13 protein-coding genes are annotated in these 18,093 nt (G+C 65.1%); 11 read left to right on the top strand and 2 right to left on the bottom strand.

Features of this window, described 5'->3' with window-relative positions:
* Positions 1–9: 9 nt before the first annotated feature.
* The 10 genes from rqpR to LFL96_RS00705 all read left to right on the top strand — a co-directional run bounded on the left by rqpR (position 10) and on the right by LFL96_RS00705 (position 12,957).
* Positions 10–666, top strand: a complete 657-nt coding sequence (gene rqpR / locus LFL96_RS00750; protein WP_280997021.1) for a response regulator transcription factor RqpR — start codon at positions 10–12, stop codon at positions 664–666.
* Positions 667–975: 309 nt separating this feature from the next.
* Entirely contained in the window at positions 976–2,367 is a 1,392-nt protein-coding gene (locus LFL96_RS00745) for an amino acid permease (RefSeq protein WP_280997020.1), read from the top strand.
* Positions 2,368–3,254: 887 nt separating this feature from the next.
* On the top strand, positions 3,255–3,815 hold the full coding sequence (locus LFL96_RS00740; protein ID WP_280997019.1) for a (2Fe-2S)-binding protein: 561 nt from the start codon (positions 3,255–3,257) through the stop codon (positions 3,813–3,815).
* Positions 3,816–3,825: 10 nt separating this feature from the next.
* A complete protein-coding gene (locus tag LFL96_RS00735) occupies positions 3,826–6,231 on the top strand; it encodes a xanthine dehydrogenase family protein molybdopterin-binding subunit (RefSeq protein ID WP_280997018.1) in 2,406 nt (801 codons plus the stop codon).
* A gap of 22 nt (positions 6,232–6,253) precedes the next feature.
* The gene (locus tag LFL96_RS00730; protein ID WP_280997017.1) at positions 6,254–7,075 is read left to right on the top strand and encodes a xanthine dehydrogenase family protein subunit M; all 822 of its coding nucleotides are present in this window, start codon (positions 6,254–6,256) and stop codon (positions 7,073–7,075) included.
* Positions 7,076–7,105: 30 nt separating this feature from the next.
* On the top strand, positions 7,106–8,002 hold the full coding sequence (locus LFL96_RS00725; protein WP_280997016.1) for a MoxR family ATPase: 897 nt from the start codon (positions 7,106–7,108) through the stop codon (positions 8,000–8,002).
* A complete protein-coding gene (locus tag LFL96_RS00720; protein ID WP_280997015.1) occupies positions 7,999–9,258 on the top strand; it encodes a VWA domain-containing protein in 1,260 nt (419 codons plus the stop codon). Before LFL96_RS00725 ends, LFL96_RS00720 begins: the two co-directional genes overlap by 4 nt.
* Complete coding sequence (locus LFL96_RS00715; RefSeq protein ID WP_280997014.1) at positions 9,249–9,851, top strand: carbon monoxide dehydrogenase subunit G; 603 nt, start codon at positions 9,249–9,251, stop codon at positions 9,849–9,851. The genes LFL96_RS00720 and LFL96_RS00715 overlap by 10 nt, the downstream gene beginning before the upstream one ends.
* The gene (locus LFL96_RS00710) at positions 9,824–10,846 is read left to right on the top strand and encodes an XdhC family protein (protein WP_280997013.1); all 1,023 of its coding nucleotides are present in this window, start codon (positions 9,824–9,826) and stop codon (positions 10,844–10,846) included. Before LFL96_RS00715 ends, LFL96_RS00710 begins: the two co-directional genes overlap by 28 nt.
* 203 nt (positions 10,847–11,049) lie before the next feature.
* Complete coding sequence (locus LFL96_RS00705; protein ID WP_280997012.1) at positions 11,050–12,957, top strand: DUF3857 and transglutaminase domain-containing protein; 1,908 nt, start codon at positions 11,050–11,052, stop codon at positions 12,955–12,957.
* Positions 12,958–13,058: 101 nt separating this feature from the next.
* Here LFL96_RS00705 and LFL96_RS00700 read toward each other — a convergent pair whose 3' ends face one another.
* On the bottom strand, positions 13,059–14,087 hold the full coding sequence (locus tag LFL96_RS00700) for a serine/threonine protein kinase (RefSeq protein ID WP_280997011.1): 1,029 nt from the start codon (positions 14,085–14,087) through the stop codon (positions 13,059–13,061).
* A gap of 131 nt (positions 14,088–14,218) precedes the next feature.
* Complete coding sequence (locus LFL96_RS00695; RefSeq protein ID WP_280997010.1) at positions 14,219–14,431, bottom strand: hypothetical protein; 213 nt, start codon at positions 14,429–14,431, stop codon at positions 14,219–14,221.
* Between the two features lie 436 nt (positions 14,432–14,867).
* Here LFL96_RS00695 and LFL96_RS00690 point away from each other — a divergent pair, with 436 nt between their 5' ends.
* The gene (locus LFL96_RS00690; RefSeq protein ID WP_280997009.1) at positions 14,868–18,050 is read left to right on the top strand and encodes an efflux RND transporter permease subunit; all 3,183 of its coding nucleotides are present in this window, start codon (positions 14,868–14,870) and stop codon (positions 18,048–18,050) included.
* Positions 18,051–18,093 lie beyond the last annotated feature (43 nt).

Genomic DNA, 18,093 nt, shown 5'->3' with positions numbered 1-18,093 from the left:
CGCGCCGACATGAGCCTGCGCATTCTGCTTGCCGACGACCACGCCGTGGTCCGCCAGGGCGTGCGTCAATTGCTGCTCGACCGGGGCGTGGCGCGCGAAGTCACCGAGGCGGAAAGCGGCGCCGAAGCGCTCGACGCGGTCGCGCAACATAGTTACGACGTCGTGCTGCTCGACATTTCGCTGCCCGACATGAACGGCGTCGAAGTGCTGAAGCGGCTCAAGCGCAAGGCGCCGCGCGTCGCGGTGCTGATGTTCTCGATGTACCGCGAGGATCAATACGCGGTGCGCGCGTTGAAGGCGGGCGCGGCGGGCTACCTGTCGAAAACGGTCGACGCCGCGCAGATGATCGGCGCGATCCAGCAGGTCGCCGCCGGCCGCAAATACGTGAGCCCGGCGATGGCCGAGGCGCTGGCCGATTACGTGTCGTTCGACGGCGAGCAGTTGCCGCACGAGAAGCTGTCCGACCGCGAATATCAGACGCTGTGCATGCTCGCCTCGGGCAAACGGCTGACCGATATCGCCGAGGCGCTGTCGCTGTCGGTGAAGACGGTCAGCGTGTACCGCACGCGCCTGCTCGAAAAAATGAAGCTGCGCAACAACGCGGAAATCACGTTCTACGTGATGAGCAACCGGCTCGTCGATCTGAATCCGGCGATGGCGGGCTGAAGCCACCGCCTCGAATCGGCCCGCCGCGCCGCAGGCGCTTTAAGGCTGCGCCCTCGCGCCGCGCCGCATCCGCATCCGCAAGAGAGCGAATCCCTCCCGTTTAGCCGCGTCTCGCGCGAGAGCTTTGCCGCGCTCGATCTCGCGACGCGGAAAGTGCCGCCCGCGATGTTGCAAACGGGAAATTTCCGCCGCGTCGCCGCGCCCTGAAAACGCCGTTCCAAAATGGTGCAAGGGCGTGCATCCGTTAAAATCGCGGGTTTCCCGACATTCGGCGCGCAACAACGCGTGCACTACTGGAGACCCCCGCCAATGTCCCTGTTTCGCAAGAAAAGCGTCGAGCACATGATCGCCACGAGCGCTCAGACCGCCGGCCTGAAGAAAGCGCTAGGCGCGCTCGATCTGACTTTCCTGGGTGTCGGCGCCATTATCGGCACCGGCATTTTCGTGCTGACCGGCACCGGCGCCGTGCAGGCCGGTCCGGCACTGATGATCTCGTTCCTGATCGCGGCGGTCGCATGCGGCTTCGCGGCGCTCGCGTATGCGGAGTTCGCCTCGACGATTCCGGTGGCAGGTTCTATCTACACGTATTCGTACGCGACGCTGGGCGAATTGGCCGCGTGGATCATCGGCTGGGATTTGATGCTGGAGTATGGGCTGGCGACGTCGGCGGTCTCGGTGGGCTGGTCGGGTTATCTGCAATCGCTGCTGGCGGGTTTCGGCGTGTCGTTGCCCGTCGAGCTGACGGCGGCGCCGGGCGCCTTGCCCGGTCATCACACGTTGTTCAACCTGCCCGCGTTTCTGGTGATGATGGCGATTACCGCGCTGCTGTCGGTCGGCATCCGCGAATCCGCGCGCATCAACAATGTGATGGTGGCGATCAAGGTGACCGTGGTGCTGCTCGTGATCGGCGTGGGCGTGTTCCACGTCACGCCGGCTAACTGGCATCCGTTTATGCCGAATGGCTGGAACGGGGTATTTGGTGCGGCGGCGGTGATGTTTTTTGCGTTTATCGGATTCGATTCGGTGTCGTCGGCGGCGGAGGAGGTGAAGAATCCGGCGCGCGATTTACCGGTGGGGATTATTGCTTCGCTGGGTGTGTGTGCGGTGTTGTATGTCGCGGTGGCGGCGGTGGTGACGGGCATTGTGCCGTCGGCGCAGTTCGCGAACATTTCGCATCCGGTTTCGTATGCCTTGCAGGTTGCCGGGCAGACGTGGGTGGCGGGGTTTATCGATCTGGGCGCTGTGCTGGGGATGTTGACGGTGATTCTGGTGATGGCTTATGGGCAAACGCGGGTGATTTTCGCGATGTCGCGGGATGGGTTGTTGCCGGCGCGGTTGTCCAAGGTGCATCCGAAGTTTGCCACGCCGTTTTTCACGACGTGGATGGTGGGGATTTTCTTTGGGTTGATTGGGGCGTTGGTGCCTTTGAATGTGCTTGCTGAGCTGATCAATATTGGCACGTTGGCGGCGTTTTCGATGGTGTCGATTGCTGTTCTGGTTTTGCGTCGGACGCATCCGGAATTGCCGCGGGCGTTCCGGTGTCCTGGGGTGCCTGTCGTGCCGGTGTTGGCTGTTGCTTCCTGTCTTTTTTTGATGGTTAATCTTCAGGCTGTTACGTGGATTGCTTTTGTTGTTTGGCTTTTGATTGGGATGGCTGTGTATTTTGGGTATTCTCGGCGGCATTCCAAGCTGGCTAAGTAGCTGGTTTGTTTTTTCTGGATTCTGATTTTTTGGTTTCTGGTTTCTGGTTTTTTGGCCTTTCCTTGTATTCTTGTTGGTCTATTAGCGTTGCCCCTGTGCGGGGCGGCACCTACTTCTCTTTGCCGCGGCAAAGAGACGTAGGCAAGAGAAAGCCGCTCACACCGCTAATTCTTAAGCGGGTCCCCCGCACAGCCACGGTAGTGGCCCATCTGGAATCCGTGTCTTCGCACACTTCGCGCTTGTGACACAGCAGTCATTCTTCCGGCGGCGCTGCGCGCGCCCCCGCGTCAACGGGGCGCCGCCTCCCGGCTGTGCTCGCAATATCCAGTTCTCCAAAAAGTCAGCGCTGGCCGAGGCGTAGCCGACGGCCCCCGCAGCGCACAACGAAACCCCGTGTTTGAAGCGCACCGCTCCGCCGAGCGCACAGCGCGAGGCGGGAGGAATGAGTCCTTTGTCACAAGCGCAAAATGCGCGAGAACGCAGATTCCAGATGGGCCACGACCGTGGCTGTGCGGCGGCTCCGCTTAAGAATTAGCGGTGTGAGCGGCTTTCTCTTGCCTACTTGTCTTTGCCGCGGCAAAGACAAGTAGGTGCCGCCCCGCACAGGGGCAACGCTAATAGACCACCAAGAACACAAGGAAAGGCCAAAAACACCAGCAAAAAAACCCAAGGCAACGCCTCCAGCAGAAAGCCCAAACAACAACCCCGAATAGCGCCCCACCCCAATTTGTGCTTTACTTTTTCGGCATCCCAATAAAAAAAGACCCAAGCCTCACCACAAACAGCAACGCCCCAAGAACAAGCAAGACAAGAGACAAGAGACAAAAGACAGCAAACAGAAGACAAAACACAAACCCCAATCCAGTCTCACTCCCAGGAGACACCCCATGATCAGCATCAGTCTGACGATAAACGGCACACCAACCAGCGCCTCGATCGACCCCGGCACCCTGCTTGTCCACTTCCTGCGCGAACAGCGCCGCCTCACCGGCACGCACGTCGGCTGCGACACCGCCCAATGCGGCGCCTGCACCGTCCACCTGAACGGCCGCGCCATCAAGTCCTGCAACATCCTCGCGGTCCAGGCCGACGGCGCCGACATCACCACCATCGAAGGTCTCGCGCAAAACGGCGCGCTCCACCCGATGCAAACCGCCTTCAAACACTGCCACGGCCTGCAATGCGGCTTCTGCACCCCCGGCATGGTCATGAGCGCGGTCTCTCTGGTCCACCGTCAGCCCGATCTCACCGGCGACGATGTCCGCGCCCAGCTCGACGGCAACCTGTGCCGCTGTACCGGCTATCACAACATCGTCAAGGCCGTGCTCGAAGGCGCCGCCGGCATGAAGGCCGCCGCCTCGTCCGCCACCGGCGATCAAGCCGCGACCGGCACGACCGCCGCCACCTCAGCGCCCAGCCCCACGGCCGCCGCGCCCGCCACCGCCTGAGGAGCCGACGATGAACGCACCCGACACGCATCTCATCGGCTCTTCCGTCGAACGTAAGGAAGACTATCGTTTCCTCACCGGCAACGGTCAGTACACCGACGACATCGTCCTGCCCCAGCAAACCTACGCCGTGTTCCTGCGCTCGCCGCACGCGCACGCGAAGCTCAACAGCATCGACACGACCGCGGCCAGGCAATCGCCCGGCGTGGTCGCGATCTTCACCGGCGCGGACATGGCAGCCGACAACGTCGGCGGTCTGCCGTGCGGCTGGCTGATCCACAGCACCGACGGCAAGCCGATGAACGAGCCGCCGCATCCGATCATCGCCCACACGAAAGTGCGCCACGTCGGCGACCAGGTCGCGCTCGTGATCGCCGATTCGATCAAGGCCGCGAAAGACGCCGCCGAACTGATCGAAGTCGACTACGACGTGCTGCCCGCCGTGGTCGATACCGCGCACGCGTCCGACTCCGGCCAGCCCGCCGTGCACGACGAAGTGCCGGACAACGTCTGCTACAACTGGGGCCACGGCGACAAAGCCGCGACCGACGCCGCGTTCGCCAAAGCCACGCACGTCACCACGCTCGATATCGTCAACAACCGCCTGATCCCGAACGCGATCGAACCGCGCGCGGTCAACGCGAGCTATTCGGTGCAGGACGACAGCTACACGCTGTACGTCGCGAACCAGAATCCGCACGTGGAACGCCTGCTGATGGCGGCCTTCGTGCTGTCGCTGCCGGAGTCGAAACTGCGCGTGATCGCGCCGGACGTCGGCGGCGGCTTCGGCTCGAAGATCTTCCTGTACGCGGAAGACGTCGCGCTGACGTGGGCGTCGAAGAAAATCCGCCGCCCGGTCAAGTGGACCGCCGAGCGCTCGGAAGCCTTCGTGTCCGACGCGCACGGCCGCGACCACGTCACGAAAGCCGAACTCGCGATGGACGCCGACGGCAAGTTCCTCGCGATGCGCGTGCACACCATCGCCAACATGGGCGCGTATCTGTCGACCTTCGCGTCGAGCGTGCCGACCATCCTGTACGCGACGCTGCTCGCCGGTCAGTACGCGACGCCCGCGATCTACGCCGAAGTCAAGGCGGTCTTCACGAATACCGTCCCGGTCGATGCCTATCGCGGCGCCGGCCGTCCGGAAGCGACTTACGTGGTCGAGCGTCTGGTCGAAACGGCCGCGCGCGACATGAAGCTCGATCCCGCGGAAATCCGCCGCCGCAATTTCATCCGCCAGTTCCCGTACGCGACGCCGGTCGGCCTCACCTACGACACCGGCGACTACGACGCGATCCTCGATCGCTCGCTCGAACTCGCGGACGTCAAGGGCTTCGCCGCGCGCCGCGAAGCCTCGGCGAAGAACGGCAAGCTGCGCGGTCTCGGCTACTCGTGCTACATCGAGGCGTGCGGCCTCGCGCCCTCGAACATCGCGGGCGCGCTGGGCGCGCGGGCGGGTCTGTTCGAAGTCGGCCAGATCCGCGTGCACCCCACGGGATCGGTGACCGTCTTCACGGGCTCGCACAGCCACGGTCAGGGCCACGAAACGACTTTCGCGCAGGTGGTCGCGGACCGGCTCGGCATCGCGCTGGAAAGCGTCGAGATCGTGCACGGCGACACCGGCCGGATTCCGTTCGGCATGGGCACCTACGGCTCGCGATCGATCGCGGTGGGCGGCTCGGCGATCATGAAGGCGCTCGACAAGATCGAAAGCAAGGCGAAGAAGATCGCCGCGCACCTGCTCGAAGCCGCGGCGGAAGACATCGAGTTCAAGGACGGCCTGTTCCGCGTCGCGGGCACCGACCGCACCAAGGCCTTCGCGGAGATTTCGCTCGCCGCGTACGTGCCGCACAACTATCCGCTCGACGTGCTCGAACCGGGTCTCGAAGAAAGCGCGTTCTACGATCCGAGCAACTTCACCTATCCGGCCGGCGCGTACATCTGCGAGATCGAAGTGGACCCCGACACCGGTGTATGCCGCATCCAGCAATTCACCGCCGTCGACGATTTCGGCAACGTGATCAATCCGATGATCGTCACCGGCCAGGTGCACGGCGGCCTCGCGCAAGGCATCGGCCAGGCGATGCTGGAGCGCTGCGTGTACGACAACGACAGCGGCCAGTTGCTGTCCGGCTCGTACATGGACTACGCGATGCCGCACGCGTCCGATCTGCCGGACTTCACCGTCGAAACCGCGAAGGGCACGCCGTGCACGCACAATCCGCTCGGCGTCAAAGGCTGCGGCGAAGCGGGCGCGATCGGCTCGCCGCCCGCGGTGATCAACGCGATTCTCGACGCGCTCGCGCCGCTCGGCGTGACCGACCTGCAAATGCCGGCGACGCCGCATCGCGTGTGGTCCGCGATCCGCGCGGCAAACCAGGCAGCCCAACCCGCGGCCCAACCGGCCCCTTGAGATCCCGAGCGGAGACATCGACATGTACGCATTCGAATATCAACGCGCGACGGACCCTCAAGCGGCCGCCGCCGCCCTCGCCGCCGACGGCAACGCGAAATTTCTCGCCGGCGGTCAGAGCCTGTTGCCCACCATGCGGCTGCGTCTCGCGCAGCCGTCGCAATTGATCGACGTCACGCGCATTCCCGCGCTGAAAACGGTCAGCGTCGACGCGCAGAAAGTCAGCATCGGCGCCGCCGTCTGTCATGCCGACGTCGCGGATCACGCTGACTTGCGACGCGTGTTGCCAGGGCTCGCGGATCTCGCCGCGCACATCGGCGACCGCCAGGTGCGCGCGCTCGGCACGATCGGCGGATCGCTCGCCAACAACGATCCCGCCGCCTGCTATCCGGCGGCGGCGATGGCGTTGGACGCGACCATCGTCACCGAGCGGCGGCGCATTGCCGCGCGCGACTTTTTCGTCGGCATGTACGAGACGGCGCTGGCGCCCGACGAGCTGATCGTCGCGGTCGAGTTCCCGGTCCCCGAGCGCGCGGCCTACGAGAAATTCCGCAATCCGGCTTCGCACTTCGCGCTGGTCGGCGTGTTCGTCGCGAAGTTCGCGAGCGGCGTGCGGGCCGCGGTGACCGGCGCGGCGTCTTCGGTGTTTCGCGTGCCGGCGCTGGAAAGCGCGCTGTCGGCGGATTTCACGCCGGACGCGGCGCGCGCGGTGACGGTGTCGCCGGCCGATCTGAACACCGATATGCACGCGAGCGCCGAGTACCGCGCGCATCTGATCCCGGTGCTCGCGGCGCGTGCGGTGGTTAAGGCAAACGCGCCGGCAACCGCGAAGGCAACCGCATAGCGACGCCATCACGCTCGCCGGCCCACCGCCATGCAACCCGTCTCGATCGACGACACCGTCGCGCAACTCGCCGGCCAGCGCTATTTCGCGAGCCGCGAGCTGGCGACGGCGCTGTATCTCGCGCTGCGCATGGAGCGGCCGCTATTCGTCGAAGGCGAGCCGGGCGTCGGCAAGACCGAGCTGGCCAAGGCGGCGGCCGGCATGCTCGGCACGACGATGCTGCGGCTGCAATGCTACGAAGGGCTCGACACCGCGAGCGCGCTCTACGAATGGGACTACCCGCGCCAGATCATGGCGCTGCGGCTGGCCGAAGCCAGCGGTGAGCGTCCGGACAACGACACGCTGTATCGCGGCGAATTCCTGCTGAAGCGTCCGTTGCTGCAGGCGCTGTTGCCGGACGAGCAGCAGCCCGGCGCGCGCCGCGTGTTGCTGATCGACGAGATCGACCGCGCCGACGAACCCTTCGAGGCGTTTCTGCTGGAACTGCTGTCGGACTTCCAGGTATCGATTCCCGAGTACGGCACGGTGCGCGCGGCCCAGCCGCCGCTCGTCGTGATGACGTCCAACCGCACGCGCGAAGTTCATGACGCGTTGAAGCGGCGCTGCCTGTATCAATGGATCGGCTATCCGGAACGCGATCGCGAGCTGGAGATCGTCGCCGCGCGCGCGCCGCGGACATCGGCGGAATTACAGCGGCGCGCGGTCGATTTCGTGCACCGGCTGCGCGGCATGGATCTGTTCAAGGCGCCCGGCATCGCCGAAACGATCGACTGGTGCCGCGCGCTGGAGGCGCTGTCGGTGACCGAACTCGATCCGCAATCCGTGCAGAACACGCTGGGCGTGCTACTGAAGTATCAGGACGATCTGACGCGCGTGGACGCCGCGCAGATCGCGCAGTGCCTCGCCGCGCCGGGATCGCCAGCATGACGCAGCCGACCGCTACGCCACCCCTCGTACCCCTCGCGCCCCTCCCGACGCTTGCGCGCAACGTCGTGCATTTCGTGCGCGTGCTGCGCGGCGCGGGCTTGCCGATGTCGCCCGCGCAAGCCGTCGACGCGCTCGCCGCCTTGCAGTGGATCGACCTCGGCCGCCGCGACGACGTGCGCGCGGCGCTGGCCGCGTCGCTGGTCGGCGCGCCCGACGAACGCGATCTGTTCGACGCGGCGTTCGCGCTGTTCTGGCGCGATCCCGACTGGGAAGGCAAACTGCGCGCGCTGCTGCTGCCGAAAGTCCGCGACGGTCTGCCGCCGCCCAAACGCAACAACCGGCTCGCCGATGCGCTCGCGGTACGCGCGCCGCCATCGCCGCACCACAAAAAGCCGCAGGAAACCGAACAGCAAGAGCTGCGCGCGCACGCCACCTTCAGCGCGGAAGAACGCCTGCGCCACCGCGACTTCGACACCCTTTCCGCCGATGAATGGCGCACGCTGCGCCACCTGATTCGCGGCCAGCGGCTGCCGCTCGCGACCGAGCCCACGCGTCGTCTGAAGGCCGCCTCGCACGGCACGCACGCGGACCTGCGCGCGAGCGCGCGGCACGCGGTGCGCGCGGGCGGCGACTGGACGGTGTGGAAATATCGCGCGCGGGTGGAACGCAAACCGCCGCTCGTGCTGTTGCTCGACATCTCCGGCTCGATGAGCAGCTACTCGCGCGCGGTGCTGTATTTCTGCCATGCGCTGTTGCAGTCGCGCGAACGCCTGCAGGTGTTCCTGTTCGGCACGCGCCTGACCAACGCGACACGCGCGCTGCGCGAGCGCGATCCCGACGTGGCGATCGCGACGCTCACTGGGCAGGTGCTCGACTGGTCGGGCGGCACACGCATCGGCGCGGCGCTCGCCGAGTTCAACCGGCGCTGGGCACGACGCGTGCTGACCGGACGTGCCACGGTGCTGCTCGTGACGGACGGCCTCGACCATCAGGCGATCGACGTGCTCGACACCGAAATGGCGCGCCTGCGCCGCTTCGCGCACCGCATCGTCTGGCTCAATCCGCTGCTGCGATTCAGCGGCTTTTCCCCGAAGGCGCGCGGCGTGCAGGCGATCCTGCCGTATGTCGACGCGCATCGGCCGGTTCACAATCTCGACAGCCTGAGCGCATTCGGCCACGACCTCGCGCAACTCACGCGCGCGCCTCGTGCTATCGTCGCCGCCCGGGTCAACGCAGGAGCACGCTCATGGAATTGACCGAGACCCACACGCTGCCCGTCGCGCAGCAACGAACGTGGGACGCGTTGAACGACATGGAGATTCTGCGCGCCTGCATCCCCGGTTGCGAAAGCATCGACCCCGACGGCGAGGACGCCTATCAGGTCGCGTTGAGCGCGGCCGTCGGCCCGGTCAAGGCGCGTTTCAAAGGCCGCATGCAGCTCACCGATATCGACGCGCCCACCTCCTACACCATCGTGTTCGAAGGCCAGGGCGGGGCGGCGGGTTTCGCCAAGGGCAACGCGCGCGTGACGCTCGAAGCGGACGGTGACGACGCCACGAAACTGTCCTATACGGCTAGCGCGCAGGTCGGCGGCAAGCTCGCGCAAATCGGTTCCCGATTGGTGGACGGCGCGGCGCGTAAAATTGCGGGCGAGTTTTTCAAGCGCTTCGGCGTGCTGGTCGGCGCAGACACCGAACCCGGCGCCGATGCGGCCCCCGATAACGCAGGGCCGGCAGCCGATTCGACGGCGCGCGACAATACGGCATCGACTGAAGCCGCGGACGAATCGTCCGGCGGCGACGCAACAAAGAGGAAGAAATCATGGACAGCGTGGATCTCGAAGTCCTGAAATCCAGCGCACGTTGGCTGGAGGAAGGACATCGCGCGCTACTGGTGACGGTGGTGAAGACGTGGGGTTCGTCGCCGCGTCCCGAGGGCGCGATGCTCGCGGTGCGCGACGACGGTCTGGTGGTCGGCTCGGTCTCGGGCGGCTGCATCGAAGACGATTTGATCGACCGGGTGCGGCAACGCGGTATCGAGCAGACCCATCCGGAAGCGGTGAAGTACGGCATCACGGCGGAAGAGGCGCATCGCTTCGGTCTGCCCTGCGGCGGCACCATTCAACTGGTGCTGGAACCGCTCACCTTGCAAAGCGGTATCGCCGAACTGTGCGACGCGGTGGAAGACGGCCGGCTCGTCGCGCGCGAACTCGACATGCGGACCGGCGCGGCGCGCCTCGACAACGCCAGCGCGACGGACGGCGTGTCGTTCGACGACGAACGCCTGCTGACCATTCACGGCCCGCGCTTTCGCATGCTGGTGATCGGCGCGGGGCAACTGTCGCGCTACCTGTGTCAGATCGCGGTGGGGCTCGACTATCAGGTGACGGTCTGCGATCCGCGCGAGGAATACACCGAGGAATGGAGCATTCCCGGCACGAAGATCGTGCGCACCATGCCGGACGACACCGTGATCGACATGAAGCTCGACGAACGCTGCGCGGTGATTGCGCTCACGCACGATCCGAAGCTCGACGATCTCGCGCTGATGGAGGCATTGAAGACGCCGGCGTTCTACGTCGGCGCGCTCGGCTCGCGGCGCAATAACCAGGCGCGCCGCGAACGGCTGAAGGAGTTCGATCTGAACGATTCCGAGCTGGCCCGTTTGCATGGGCCGGTGGGCATCTATATCGGCAGCCGCACGCCGCCGGAAATCGCGGTGTCCATCCTCGCCGAGGTGACGGCCGCGAAGAACGGCGTGTCGCTGCCGACGCTGCTGAAGGTGGAAGGCGCGAAGGCCGCGCGGGAAATCGCGGCATCGGGCGGGGCGACTTGCAGCGTGTAGTGGGTGGCGTGTCGTGCGTCGCGTGCATCGCCTGCGTCGCCTGCATTCTTCAATCGAAACGCGTGGCAAGCGCTTGACATCCGCGCGGCGCAAAACGACGCTAACTGACGGTCGCTGTACACATCATTCAGGCAATTTCGTTAGCCCGTCGTTAGTTGGACGTTAGCCCTCCGTCAACCTCGCCGTCCGGATACCTGCCCGCCATGCGCTTTTCCTCCGTGGTTTATCTCGTGCTGGCATCGGCCGGCTGGCTGGCCGGCGTCCATGGCGCGAGCGCGAGCATTCCCGTCAAACTCGACGACCCGTACACGAACGAAGGCGAAACGCAGACGTTCACCGTCAACGCCGACGGCTCGTTCTCGAAGCTCGACACGATGACGCTGCGGGTGAACAACGAAGCCGGCGTCGCGCGCGTGGCGCAGCAATACGTCTGGTTCAACCGCAATATGGCGGATGTGCAGATTCTCGAGGCCTACACGCAGACCGCCGACGGCGTGCGTCACGACGTGCAGTCCGAGCAGATCCGCGACGTGCAGGAAGCGCGTTCGTTCGACGCGCCGATGTTCCAGGACATCCAGGAAAAAGTGATCGTGTTCCCCGCCGTCGAACCGGGCGCGCGCGTGCACCTCACCTATCGCAAGACGCAGAAGCAACCCATCGTGCCGGGCCAGTTCAGCGACTTCACGCCACCCGATCTCGCGCCCACGCACAACTTCCGCCTGATCTACGACCTGCCCGCCGACAAGCCGCTGTATGCCGACGCGCGCGGCTTCACGGCGCTGCAACCCGTCACGCGCGACGGCCGCACGCGCTACGAGTATCGCTACGACAAGGCGCATTTCAGCCGCCTGGAGCGTGGTTCGATTGCGTATGTGTCGTACGGCGACCGGCTGATGGTCTCCACGTTTCCGAATTACGCCGCGTTCGCCGCGACGTACCGCGAGTCCGCCGCGGACCCGAGCGCGCGCGACGCCACCGTCACGCGTCTCGCGCAGCAACTCACCGCGCACGACCACACCACGCGCGACAAGGCCAGGACGCTGTACGACTGGGTGCGCCGGAGCATCCGCTACGTGGCGATCAACGTTGGACGCGGCGCGGTCGTGCCGCACAGCGCGAGCGAAATCCTCGCGAACCGCTATGGCGACTGCAAGGACCACGTCGCGTTGTACGGCGCGCTGCTCGACGCCGTCGGCGTGCGCAACGAGCCCGCGCTGATCAGCAACGGCTCGATCTACACGCTGCCCGACGTGCCGGGCTATGGCGTCATCAATCACGTGATCACGTGGCTGCCGGAGTTGCAGCAGTACGCGGACTCGACCGCGTCGAACGTGGAGTTCGGCTTCCTGCCGTCATCGGATATGAACCGGCCGACGGTGCTGGTCGGCGAAGGCGTGCTCGCCAATACGCCCGCCACCGCGCTGATGACACGCAGCAGCGATCTGTCGATCAAGCTCGAAGCAGACGGTTCGGCAAGCTTCACGTATCGCCTCGAAGCCGCCGGCGCGTCCGCCGAACAGGCGCGCGCGATGTTGCGCACGCAGACTCCCGCGCAACGCGAGGAGTCGATCCAGGCCGAGTTGCGCAGCGCGAATCTGCGCGGCACGGCCACGCTCACCACCAGCGACCTCGACGTCGCCGGCGGTCCGCTCACCATCACGATGAAGGGCACGCTGGAGAGTCTGGTCGTGCCGGGCGCGGCGGCATCGATCCCCGCGCTGACGAGCCTCGCGGGCGGCTTCGAGGCCGACACGCGCTACTGGCTCGGCGAGCGTCAGCGCACGCAGCCGTTCGTGTGCCACAACCTCACGCTGCACGAACACGCGCGCATCGAGCTGCCGGCGAATTTCCACGTGCTCGACATGCCGGAGGCGAAACGCACACAGGACCGCTTCGTCGACTTCCAGTCGCAGTACGCGTTCGATCCGGCCCGCAACGTCGTGACGATGTCGCGCGACGGCGCCACGCACTTCGACAGCGACGTCTGCACGCCCGACGACTTCGCGCGCATGCGTCCCGCGATGGAAGCGATCGGCCGCGACGTGCGCGCCGAGGTGATCGTCAAATCGACGCTGGTGGAATCGTCGAGCGTGGCGTCGCAAGCGCCTTGATGGGCTGGCGAACGCCATGTCGTTTCTAGGCGGTCACGTGAATCTGAGCGTGAACGTGAACGTGCTGTGAACATGCAAGCCGCTCACGAAAACGATCGCGCTCACACCGGCCAGAGCGGCCCTTCCTGTATCGCGCCGAGTTGCTCGCGCAACTCGAGAATGCGGTCTTCCCAATAGCGCTGCGTGTTGAACCACGGAAAGGCCGCCGGAAACGCCGGGTCGTCCCAGCGACGCGCGAGCCACGCCTGATAGTGAATCAACCGCAGCGTGCGCAACGCTTCCACGAGGTGCAGTTCGCGCGGCTCGAAGTCGCAGAAGTCTTCGTAACCGGCGAGCAGGTCCGCCAACGCGCGCGACGCCTCCACGCGATCGCCCGGCAGCAGCAACCACAAATCCTGAATCGCGGGCCCCATGCGGCTATCGTCGAAGTCGACGAAATGCGGACCCGCGTCGGTCCACAGAACGTTGCTCGGATGGCAATCCCCATGCATGCGCAGCAAACGAATCTCGCCCGCGCGCTCGAACGCCTGCTCGACACCTTCGAGCGCGAGGTTGACCACGGCTTCCCATGCGATGCGTACATCGTCCGGCACGAAGCGCTGGGCGAGCAGAAAATCACGCGGCTCGTAGCCGAAGGTCTGAATGTCGAGCGTGGGACGTTCGTTGTATCGCTGCGTCTGCCCGACCGCGTGAATGCGGCCGATGAAACGCCCGAGCCATTCGAGCGTATCGCGCCGGTCCAGATCCGGCGCGCGGCCGCCACGACGCTCGAAGATCGAAAAACGGAAACCGTCGAAGCTATGCAGCGTGCGGCCTTCGAATGCGCGAGCGGGCACGGCTGGAATTTCGCGCGCGGCAAGCTCCGCGACAAACGCGTGTTCCTCGAGAATCGCCGCGTCGCTCCAACGCTCCGGACGATAGAACTTGGCGACGACCGGCGGCCCGTCTTCCACGCCGATCTGATACACGCGGTTTTCGTAGCTGTTCAGCGGCAGCATGCGGCCGTCGGTGCGCACGCCGACCGTGGCGAGCACGCCGTCGAGCGCGTCGAGCACGGTTTCCGGCGTGAGCCGGGCGAAGGGTACGGCACGGTTCGTGCCGTCCTGGGAGTTGAGAGTGTCGTCGTTCATGCCCGCATTGTGCGCCGCGCCGCCGTCAAAGACGAGCACGCCGCGCACCGTGCTTCACGATGCGCCACGAAGACGACGCGCGTGTGACACGCGCGCCTTACAAGTTGCAAGCGAGCCCGGCTCGCCCCACGTCAATGAATCTGCGCGCTCGACGGACGGACCTGCTCGCCCGTGTCGATCAAGTCTTCGAGGAAAAAGGGTTCAGTGTTCAGATGTTTGGACGTGCCGGGCTCGCCGGCATACCACGCCACCATGGCCATGTCGCCGAGAATGCGCATGACGATTCCGCGCGCGCCCTGCGGCACGGCGATATGCACCGATCGGACAATGGAACCGATTTGCATGATGTTTCCCCGTTCTCCCATAGCCGGCTTTGTCAATTCACGCCGGTCAAGGTAAATAAAAACGCCGCCCCGCCGATAACGTTGCGTACGCACCCAAATTCTTGCGCGTCAGACGCGTGAGAGGTTCGAGTCATTGTTCCCGTTTTGCGGGGCCATGGAAAGCGCGAAATCAGGGCTGTTTACCCGTCGTTTCGCCCTATTCCCATTACGCCGCGCCGGACCGATGATGCACAGCGTAGCGCGTCGTAACGAGACCATCATAAACCCAGCCGGGGGGAGATATCAAAAACGTGCATCCACACAATGATCCGCTGAATCGGGGCGTGCGAAGCGTCGGCGCGCATGACGGCTTGCGCCACTGCGCGCAGTGCGCCCGCCGCGTGGCCTGCATGCGCGGCGTGGCGCGCCGCGTCCGGTTCGAGCGGCGGCGCTGACCATGTGGATCGTTCGCCTCGCGCTGCGGCGCCCTTATACCTTCGTCGTGCTGGCGCTGCTGTTGCTGATCGTCGGCCCGTTGACGATTCTGCGCACGCCGACCGACATCTTCCCCAATATCGACATTCCCGTGCTGTCGGTGATCTGGTCGTATAACGGCCTGCCCGCCGACGAGATGGAAAAGCGCATCGTGCTGAACTACGAGCGCGGCCTGTCGGTGGCGGTCAACGATATCGAGCACACGGAATCGACGTCGCTGAACGGCATCGCCGTCATCAAGCTCTTTTTCCAGCCGCATGCGAACATCGACGAAGCGCTGGCCGAGGTCACCGCGCTGTCGCAGACGCAATTGCGCTCGCTGCCGCCCGGCATCACGCCGCCGAACATCCTGCGCTACAACGCGTCGACGGTGCCGATCCTGCGGCTCGCGCTGTCGTCCGATTCGCTCACCGAGCAGGAGCTGTACGACTTCGGCAACAACTTCCTGAAGACGCAGCTCGCCACCGTGCCCGGCGCGTCCGCGCCCTTGCCGTACGGCGGCAAGCAGCGCCAGATCATGGTCGATATCGACTCGCGCAAGCTGCAGGAGCGCAATCTGTCGCCAATGGACGTGGTCAACGCGGTCAGCGCTCAGAACCTGATCCTGCCGTCGGGCACCGCGAAAATCGGTTCGACCGAGTACTCGGTGGAAATGAACGGCAGTCCCGATTCGCTCGCGGGGCTGAACAACATCCCGATCAAATCCACCGCCAACGGTACCGTGTACATCCGCGACGTCGCGCATGTGCGCGACGGTTTCCAGCCGCAGACCAATATCGTGCGCGTGAACGGCCAGCGCGCCGCGTTGCTGACCATCAACAAAAGCGGCAATACGTCCACGCTGGAAATCGTCGACCGCATCAAGAAGATGATGCCGACGCTGCGCAATCTGGTGCCCGCGTCGCTGAACATCGACCCCGTCGCCGATCAATCGCTGTTCGTGCGCGCCTCGGTGCAGGGCGTGCTGCGCGAGGCGCTGATCGCCGCGTGCCTGACCGGCTTGATGATCCTGCTGTTCCTCGGCAACTGGCGCGCGACGCTGATCATCGCCGTGTCGATTCCGCTGTCGATGATCACCTCGATCATCGCCCTCTCGATGCTCGGCGAAACCATCAACATCATGACGCTCGGCGGGCTCGCGCTCGCGGTCGGCATTCTGGTGGACGACGCCACGGTCGCGATCGAGAACATCAGCCATCAGCTGGAACAGGGCAAGACGCTGGAGCAGGCGATTCTCGACGGCGCGCATCAGATCGCGATTCCGACGCTGGTGTCCACGCTGTCCATCTGCATCGTGTTCGTGCCGATGTTTCTGCTGACGGGCGTCGCGCATTACCTGTTCATTCCGCTCGCCGAAGCGGTGGTGTTCGCGATGCTCGCGTCGTACTTCTTCTCGCGGACGCTCGTGCCGACGCTCGCGAAATATCTGCTGCGTCACCATCACAAGCCGGCGGACTCGCATCACGCGCCGGCGCAGACGCGCAATCCGTTCATGCGTGTGCACTACGCGTTCGAAGGCGGCTTCGCGCGGTTTCGCGAGCGCTATCGCGTGTTTCTCGAAGCACGGGTCGCGCGGCCGGGTTTATTCGTGACGCTGTTCCTCGTGTGCTGCGGCGCGTCGATGCTATTGATGCCGTTCCTCGGCCGCGACTTCTTTCCCGCCGTCGATGCGGGCACCATCGCGTTGCATCTGCGCGCGAAAACCGGCATGCGCGTCGAGGAAACCGCGGTCGTCACCGATCGCGTCGACACGCGTATCCGCCAGTTGATCCCGAAGGACGAGCTGCATTCGATCATCGACAACATCGGCCTGCCGGTGTCGGGCATCAACCTGTCGTATAGCAACACCGGCACGATCGGCACCTCGGACGCGGACGTGCTGATCACGCTCAATCCCGATCACCATCCGAGCGCGGACTACGTTCGCACGCTGCGGCGCACGCTCACCGACGAATTCCCCGGCGTGCAGTTCGCCTTTCTTCCGGCGGACATCGTCAGTCAAACGCTCAACTTCGGCATGCCGTCGCCGATCGATATCCAGATTGTCGGCCGTGACGTCGCGGGCAACCGCGTGTTCGCCGCGAATCTGCTGAACCGTCTGCGCAAGGTGCCGGGACTCGTCGACGCGCGCATCCAGCAGCCCGCCGACCTGCCGCGTATCTTCATCGACGTGGACCGCACGCGCGCGCAGCAGGCCGGCTTCTCGCAGCGCGATATCGCGAGCAATCTGCTGATCACGCTGTCGGGCAGCCAGCAGACCACGCCGACGTTCTGGCTCAATCCGCGCAACGGCGTGAGCTACAACGTGATCACGGAAGCGCCGCAATACACGATCGATTCGCTGCAATCGCTCGCCAACATTCCGCTGAACGCGAACGGCCGCAGCAATATTCTCGGCTCGCTCGCCACCATGAAACGCGAGGCCGGCAACGCGACGCTGAACCACTACAACGCGCAGACCACCATCGACATTTACGGCACCGCGGATGGCCGCGATCTCGGCGGCGTATCGGACGACATCCGCAAGATCATCGACGACGCCAAAGCCGATCTCCCCAAAACCTCGACCATCGAGGTACGCGGCCAGGTGCAGACCATGAACGATTCGTTCTCGGGCCTGTTCGCCGGCCTCGTGTTCGCGATCCTGCTGGTGTATCTGCTGATCGTGGTGAATTTCCAGTCGTGGCTCGATCCGTTCATCATCATCACCGCGTTGCCCGGCGCGCTCGCGGGCATCGTGTGGATGCTGTTCCTCACGCACACCACGCTGTCGATTCCCGCGCTGACCGGCGCGATCATGTGTATCGGCATCGCCACCGCCAACTCGATTCTCGTGATCAGCTTCGCGCGCGAGCGTCTGCTCGAACACGGCGACGCGACGCGCGCGGCGATCGAGGCGGGCTTCACGCGCTTCCGTCCGGTGCTGATGACCGCGCTCGCGATGGTGATCGGCATGGTGCCGATGGCGATCGGCCTCGGCGAAGGCGGCGAGCAGAACGCGCCGCTCGGCCGCGCGGTGATCGGCGGTCTGACGATCGGCACGCTGGCCACGCTGATCTTCGTGCCGGTGGTGTTCTCGATGATCTACCGGCGGCTCGCGGCACGGCGTCTGCGCTCGGCCGAACACGTGGTGCAGAAACCATGATGAACGGCGCGAATCGCACAGGCCAGTCACAAGGCGGCGTCGA

Source organism: Paraburkholderia sp. D15 (assembly GCF_029910215.1).
Classification (GTDB): domain Bacteria; phylum Pseudomonadota; class Gammaproteobacteria; order Burkholderiales; family Burkholderiaceae; genus Paraburkholderia.
This window is presented reverse-complemented; position numbering and strand designations above follow the sequence as displayed.